The sequence below is a fragment of the Aeromonas sp. QDB39 genome, from assembly GCF_027707585.1.
In the GTDB taxonomy this organism is placed as follows: domain Bacteria; phylum Pseudomonadota; class Gammaproteobacteria; order Enterobacterales; family Aeromonadaceae; genus Aeromonas; species Aeromonas hydrophila.
The window spans coordinates 49,217-56,425 of sequence record NZ_JAPCIV010000033.1 but is presented as its reverse complement, the minus strand read 5'-3'; the positions used below and the strand labels follow the sequence as shown (position 1 = coordinate 56,425).

The window sequence follows — 7,209 nt, the reverse complement described above, 5'->3', positions numbered from 1 at the left end:
AGAGGGATTTGGTGATCAGATCACCGTCTCAACCATAAGTTCAATTCAGGTCACTCTGATTTGGGAAACAACGCCCCCCACTGCCCGCCCGAAATAACGGGATGCACGCTTGAGCAGCGGGGTGAAAATAACCTCTCGGCCTATTTCAGGCGCTGTCACCTCGCTGCCGAACGACGGCTTGCGAGGCTAATCGAGGGGTGAGCCCGTCACCCCTTGCAGCACTTCTTCACCGCCCGTACCACGTTCTGATAACCGGTGCAGCGACACAGATTCCCCGACAGGCCGCGGCGGATCTCCGCGTCGGTCAAGGGACGGCGATCTGTCTTGTCGAGCAGGGCGGCGCTCGCCATCACGAGGCCCGGGGTGCAAAAGCCGCACTGCACCGCCCCCTCGTCGATAAAGGCCTGCTGCACGTCGGAGAGCTCATTGCCCTGCCGCTCCCCCTCCACAGTGCGAATGGATTTGCCATCGGCCCACACCGCCAGATAGAGGCAGCTGTCGATGGCGGTGCCATCCACCCGCACGGTACAGGCGCCGCACTCACCGACACTGCACCCCTCTTTTACGCTGATGAGCCCCTGCCCGCGCAGGAAGTGAAGCAACGACATGGTGGGCGACACCGCGTAGGAGTAAGGCTTGCCGTTGATCTCGCACTGGATCGCAACAGTGGGACAGCTTTGCGGTTGCATCATAGGATCTTGCCTCCGGCACGTTCGACGGCGCAGGTGATCACCCGCTGCGCCAGGGTTTTGATCAGGTGCAGGCGAAACTCTTTGTCTGCCCGCCAGGAGGAGCGCGGCGCCACGTCGGCCCCCACCGCCTCGGCAATGGCCGCCAACGTCGCCCGGGTCAGCGGTTGCCCCTCGGCCGCCGCTTCCGCGTGCGGGGTGCGCACCGGCGTCGGGGCCGCCACGCCGTAGGCCAGCCGCAGGCGCTTGAAGTGACCATCCTCAATCTGGCAATAGGCGGCGCAGCCGATGGTGGCGATGTCCATGGCCCCCCGCATGGCGTATTTGAAGTAGTGGGAGCCCACCTGGGGGTGCGCGTCCGGGGCAAAGTGCAATGCCACCAGGATCTCCGCCGGTTGCAGCGCCACCTTGCCCGGGCCGGTGTGAAAGCCGGCGATGGGAATGCGGCGCGTGCCATCGGGGCCGGCGATCTCCAGCTCAGCCTCCAGTGCGACCGTGGGCGCCGCCGAGTCGGCACTGGTGGCGCCGTTGCAGATGTTGCCGCCATAGGTGGCCACGTTGCGGATCTGCGGGCCGGCGATGGTGGCGGCGGCTTCCGCCAGCATCGGCAGGCGGCGCTGCACCAGTTCGTTTTCGATGAGCTCGGTAAAGGTGGTGCCAGAACCGATGCGAATAGAACCGTCAGCCAGTTCGCTCACCCCCTTGAGCTCAGGCAAGTCGTGAATATCGACGATATGGCGATAGGCGGCGTTGAGGTGATGGAGCTGGATCATCACATCGGTGCCACCAGCCAGCAGGCGCGCTTCGGGGTCGGCCTGGCGCAGGGCGACCGCCTCGGCCACGCTGTGGGCCTTGTAATAACGGGCAATATCAAACATGGCGTTGCTCCTCCCCTGCTCCCTCGCCAATCAGACCCGCCGCGACAAACTCCCGAAACAGGGTCTTGGGGGTGATGGGCAGCTCGTTGATGGCGACCCCGGTCGCCATGCGAATGGCGTTACGGATCGCCGGGCCCGGCGAGATGATGGGCGGCTCCCCCAGTGACTTGTGGCCATAGACCGACTGGGGCTCGTAGGTCTGCACGAAGTCGCATTCAAGCTCGGGCAAATCCAGCATGGTGGGGAACTTGTAGTCGAGCAGGTTGGGGTTGCGCACCACGCCGGTCTTGGCGTCGATGATCATCTCCTCGAACAGCGACCAGCCGATCCCCATCCCCATGCCGCCGTGCACCTGCCCCTCTGCCAGCTGTGGGTTGAGGATCTTGCCCGCATCGTGCAGGTTGAGGATGCGGTTGATGGTCACCTTGCAGAGATCGATGTCGACACTGAGATCGACGAAGGTGCAGCCAAAGCTCGGCGGGTTGGTGGTGGTCTTGTGGGAGACTTCCGAGGTGATCTGGCCGCCGATGGTGAGGTGGTAATAGGCGTTGACCGATACCTCGGCGACGCTGATGAGCACCTTGTCCGGCGCACCCGCCAGCACCACGTAACCGTCGATCAGGGTCAGCGATCCCACGTCCTGATGGCAGAGCTGAGCCGCCAGCGACAGGATGCGGGCCCGCAACTGCAGCGCCGCCTGATGGATGGCGGGGGCCGCCACATAGCTCTGGCGCGAGGCGAACGAACCCGGATCATAGGCGGTGATGTCGGTATCCTGGGTCGAGATGACCCGGATCTGCTCAAACGGAATGCCCAAGGTCTGGGCCGCCATCTGGGCAAAGACGGTATCCGAGCCCTGCCCTATCTCGGTGGCACCGATCTGCAGATTGACGGTGCCATCCTGGTTGAGCAGCATGCGGGCGCCGGCAATTTCGACCCCTACCGGATAGGTGTTGGAGCCGTAGCTAAAACAGGCCACCCCGATACCACGGCGTACCCGACTTGCCGGTTCCTGCGCCAGACACTCGGCCTTGAGCCGTTCCCACTCGAACTGCTCGCCACCCCGGCGCAGACACTCAGGGAGCCCTGCGCTGTAGATGGTCTTCTGGTTGACCTGATTGACATCCCCCTCGCGCGCCACGTTGGCGATGCGTACCGCAAGCGGATCCAGTCCCAGCTCGGCGCAGGCGTCATCCAGCATGCATTCGAGGGCAAACACCACCTGGGGCGCGCCGTAGCCGCGCATGGCACCGGCGGTGGGCAGGTTGCTGTAGAAGGTTTTGGCGTCATAGCCAAAGGCGCTGCGCGGATAGAGGTAGCTTATCTTGTTGGCGCCGGCGCTGGCGATGGAGTGGCCGTGGGAGGCATAGCCGCCGGTGTTGGAGAGCACGTTCAGCTGATACCCCTTGAGGGTGCCATCCCGGTTGATACCGAGGGTGCCGTCGATGGCAAAACCGTGGCGGGTGCGCGAGGCAAAGAAGCACTCCTCCCGGCTCAAGGTCACCTTGACCGGCACGCCGCCAAGCTTGTAGCTCAAAAATGCCGCCATCGGCTCTTCCAGCACATCCTGCTTGTTGCCAAAACCGCCGCCCATGTAGGGCTTGATCACCCGCACGCTGGACCAGGGCAAGCCGAGGGATTTGGCCACCCGGCTGCGCACAATCTGGGGGATCTGGGTGCTGGTGACGACGATGATGTGGTCCGGCTGATCCATGTAGGCGTAGCAGGTCACCGTCTCCAGATGACAGTGCTGCACCACCGGCGTCTGGTAGTGCCCCTTGAACTGCAAGTCGGCGGCGGCGATGGCCTGCTCCGGCTCTCCCGCCCGGATCTGGCTCTGGCGCAGCAGGTTGCCGGTTGGGTGGATGGGATAAGCCCCCTCGGCCAGGGCGCTGGCCGCATCCGTCATCACCGGCAGCGGCTCGTAGGTCACCTTGACCAGGGCGGCGGCCTTCTCGGCCACCAGCGGATCGCGGGCTACGACGATGGCGACGCCATCGCCAAAGTGACGCACATGGTCGGTGAGCAGGCGGCGGTCTTTCACATCCCGCTTGGTCTCATCGAGGGACCAGGCGTGACCGGCGGTGCGAAAACAGGTGGTGGGCACATCCTCGTGGGTGAACACGGCTTCAACCCCGTGCAGCGCCAGCGCTTCGCTGGCATCGATGGTGAGCACCTTGCCGTGGGCGATATGGCTTCGCACGTACTTGGCGTGGCGCATGCCGAGCATGATGTTGTCGTCGGTGTAGCGGGCGCTGCCGGTCACCTTGGCCTCGGCATCCACCCGCTTGAGCGGTAATCCTATGGACATATGCAAGTCCTTTGTCAGGCAGAAAAAATCAGAACCGGTATAAAAAACAGCAAGATATGCGCCCGTTTCCGGCAAGGCGGGCCAACCGGGGGGCAAAGGCGGCGAGCAAAGGGAAGAAGTGTGAAGAAGATCCCATCCGGCGCCCATCAGGCTCTCCGTCATGGCCGTGACCAGCCCCGCAGCTGCAGCCCATGGAGGACGCGGCGGCGCCAGTGTCGGGCGGCGTTATCAATCTGGTAAGCCCCGTTATCAAAATGGTATGAGTTCGGTTTGCAGCGCGGGGCCGGCCAAGAGAGGCTGGCCCCGCCAAGAGAAGGAAATGATCCGGACTAGATGGCCCAGCCGCCGGCGTAGAAGAGCACCAGCGCCAGGGCGATGATGACGGTGCCGACGTTGAGCTTGCGCCACTCCTTCGAGCAGATGCGGCCGATCACCAGGGCGCTGAAGCCCAGCATGATGCCGGTGACGATGTTGCAGGTGAGCACGATGAAGACCGCGCACAGCAGGCCGGACATGGCCCCGACGAAGTCATCGAAGTCGAGCCGGGCGACGTTGCTCAGCATCAGCAGCCCCACGTACATCAATGCCGGCGCGGTGGCATAAGCCGGCACCAGGTAGGAGAGCGGCGAGAGGAACAGCATCAGCAGGAACAAGACCCCCACCACGGTGGCAGTGAGGCCGGTCTTGCCGCCTGCCGCCGTGCCCGCCGCCGATTCGATGTAGACGGCGGCCGGCGCGGCCCCCACCAGACCGGAGAAGATGCTGCTGATGGAGTCGGCGCTGAGCGCCTTGCCGCTGTTGATGATGTGGCCATCCTTGTCCAGCAGGTTGGCCTGCCCCGCCACCGCGCGAATGGTGCCGGTGGCATCAAACACCGCCGTCATCACCAGCGCCAGCACGCTTGGCAGCACCAGCGGCGAGAGCGCCCCCATGATGTCCAGGCTGAAGATGAGGGACTTGCCCTGTTCGTCGGCGAGACTCGGCATGGCGAACAGCCCCTGGTACTTGACCGCCGGATCGAAGATGAGGCCGAAAATGGAGATGGCGATGATCACCAGCAGGATCCCGCCCGGAACTTTAAGCTTCTCCAGCCCGACGATGACCGCCAGCCCGATGAGGGACATGATGACCGGCATGGAGGTAAAGGCCCCCAGCGCCACCGGTAGCCCCTCCAGCGGGTTCTTGATCACCAGCCCCACCCCGTTGGCGGCGATCAGCAGCAGGAAGAGCCCGATCCCGATGCCGGTGCCGTGGGCGATCCCCATCGGCAGGTTGTCGAGGATCCAGCTGCGCACCCCGGTCACCGAGATGGCGGTAAACAGCACCCCCATCAGAAAGACGGCGCCGAGCGCCACCGGGATGGAGATCTGCTGCCCCAGCACCAGGCTGAAGGCGGTAAAGGCGGTAAGCGAGATGGCGCAGCCGATGGCCATCGGCAGCTTGGCCCAAAGCCCCATCAGCAGCGAACCAAAGCCCGCCACCAGACAAGTGGCCACGAACACGGCGCCGGGGGGAAAACCCGCCTTGCCGAGCATGCTGGGCACCACGATCACCGAATAGACCATGGCGAGGAAGGTGGTGAGCCCCGCCAGCACCTCCTGGCGCACGTTGCTGCCCCGCTCGCTGATCATGAAGTAGCGATCGAGCGCGCCGCCGGCGGGTTGTCGTCCCGCCGCCGCCCCCTTGTCCGCAACTGCCCCGTCCATCTCGTTTATCCTGTTTGTCTGGCTCATGGCCGACTCCTTCCTGCATCCCTGAATGTGTCGTGACGAAATGGCGGTCGGTGCCGTGGATCTCTGCTGCCACGGTCGCCGGCATCATGGGGTTGGCAGGCAAGGCAAACGTTTGACTTGCCATCTAAAAAAACCGGGCCATTTCACCTGCTGTGGCGGGGCAAGCGCCCCGCCTGTCGTGCGGCGCAGGCGCCACGCTGGCCCCTGCTGCCGTGTTCCCGGGGCGAGCATGCCCGCCCCTCTGCTTTGAAAACCGGATCAGCCCCGCTCGTGCACCAGCTGACCATCCACGTAGGTGCGGTAGATGGATCTGTCATCCCCCAGGGTCAGCAGCACGAACAGCTTGTCGCGCAGGGTGGTGGAGTTGTCATAACGCAGTTGCTGCAGCGGGGTGGCGACCGGGTCGAGCACCACGAAGTCCGCCTCCTTGCCCACCGCGAAGCTGCCGATCTGCTCGTCCAGCCCGAGCGCATGGGCGCCGCCCAGGGTGGCCAGGTAGAAGGCCTGATAGGCCGAGAGGCGCTCGCCCTGCAACTGCATCACCTTGTAGGCCTCGTTGAGGGTCTGCAGCATGTTGAAGGTTGTACCGGCACCGATGTCGGTGCCCATCCCCACCTTCACCTGCTTGTGCCACGCCTTGTGCAGCTTGAAGAGGCCACTGCCCAGATACAGATTGGAGGTGGGACAAAACGCGATGGTGGAGCTGGTCTCTTTCAGGCAATCCCACTCCTGCTCTTCCAGATGGACGCAGTGGGCAAAGACGCAGTTGTGACCGGTCAGCCCGTGCTGGTGATAGACGTCGAGATAGCCCTGATGCTCTGGGAAGAGGGATTTGACCCAGGCTATTTCGTCCTTGTTCTCGCACAGGTGGGTGTGCAGATAGGTGGTCGGGTACTCTTCGCGCAGTCGTCTCGCCATCGCCAGCTGCGCCGGGGTCGAGGTGGGGGCAAAGCGCGGCGTGATGGCGTAGAGCAAGCGACCGTTGCCGTGCCAGCGCTCGATGAGCGCCTTGCTCTGTTCATAACTGCTCTCGGCGGTATCGAGCAGATAGTCGGGGGCGTTGCGATCCATCATCACCTTGCCGGCGATCATCCGCATGTTGATGCGGCTGGCCGCCTCGAACAGGGCATCCACCGACTCGGGGTGGACAGTGCCGAACACCAGCGCCGTGGTGGTGCCGTTTCGCAGCAGCTGCTTGATGAAGAAGGTGGACATCTCGCGGGCGTACTCGAGGTCGTTGTAGCGCCGCTCGGCCGGGAAGGTGTGGCGGTTGAGCCACTCCAGCAGCTGCTCACCATAGGCCCCCACCATCTCGCTTTGCGGGTAGTGGATGTGGGTGTCGACAAAGCCGGGCACTATCATCTTGCCGCGATAGTCGCGCACCCGCACCTGGGCCGGAATGCGATCCTTGCCTTCCTCCCACTGGCCGAACCAGTCGATGCAGCCGTTGCGGATGATCAGCAGGCCGTCTTCGATGAGGCGGGCATTGGGCTCTATCTCCTCGGGCTGGCTCACCACCCGGGTGATGTCAAAGAAGCTGCCACGCACCGCCTTGACGGAGTTGTCGTTTTTCATCTCTCAATTCCCTCTTGTTGTTC

Annotated in this window: 5 protein-coding genes; all 5 read right to left on the bottom strand. The window is 63.9% G+C overall.

What is annotated here, in order from left to right; all coding sequences use genetic code 11:
• Positions 1–206: 206 nt before the first annotated feature.
• Positions 207–692 (bottom strand): xanthine dehydrogenase iron sulfur-binding subunit XdhC, encoded by a 486-nt coding sequence (xdhC, locus tag PG899_RS18315; protein ID WP_077095468.1) that lies wholly within the window; start codon positions 690–692, stop codon positions 207–209.
• Entirely contained in the window at positions 689–1,567 is an 879-nt protein-coding gene (gene xdhB / locus PG899_RS18310) for a xanthine dehydrogenase FAD-binding subunit XdhB (protein ID WP_077095469.1), read from the bottom strand. The genes xdhC and xdhB overlap by 4 nt, the downstream gene beginning before the upstream one ends.
• A complete protein-coding gene (xdhA, locus tag PG899_RS18305) occupies positions 1,560–3,878 on the bottom strand; it encodes a xanthine dehydrogenase molybdenum-binding subunit XdhA (protein WP_077095470.1) in 2,319 nt (772 codons plus the stop codon). Before xdhA ends, xdhB begins: the two co-directional genes overlap by 8 nt.
• Positions 3,879–4,207: 329 nt before the next feature.
• A complete protein-coding gene (locus tag PG899_RS18300) occupies positions 4,208–5,584 on the bottom strand; it encodes an NCS2 family permease (protein WP_011706033.1) in 1,377 nt (458 codons plus the stop codon).
• A gap of 285 nt (positions 5,585–5,869) precedes the next feature.
• Positions 5,870–7,186, bottom strand: coding sequence for a guanine deaminase (gene guaD, locus PG899_RS18295; protein WP_077095471.1), 1,317 nt, complete (start codon positions 7,184–7,186; stop codon positions 5,870–5,872).
• Between the last annotated feature and the right edge of the window lie 23 nt (positions 7,187–7,209).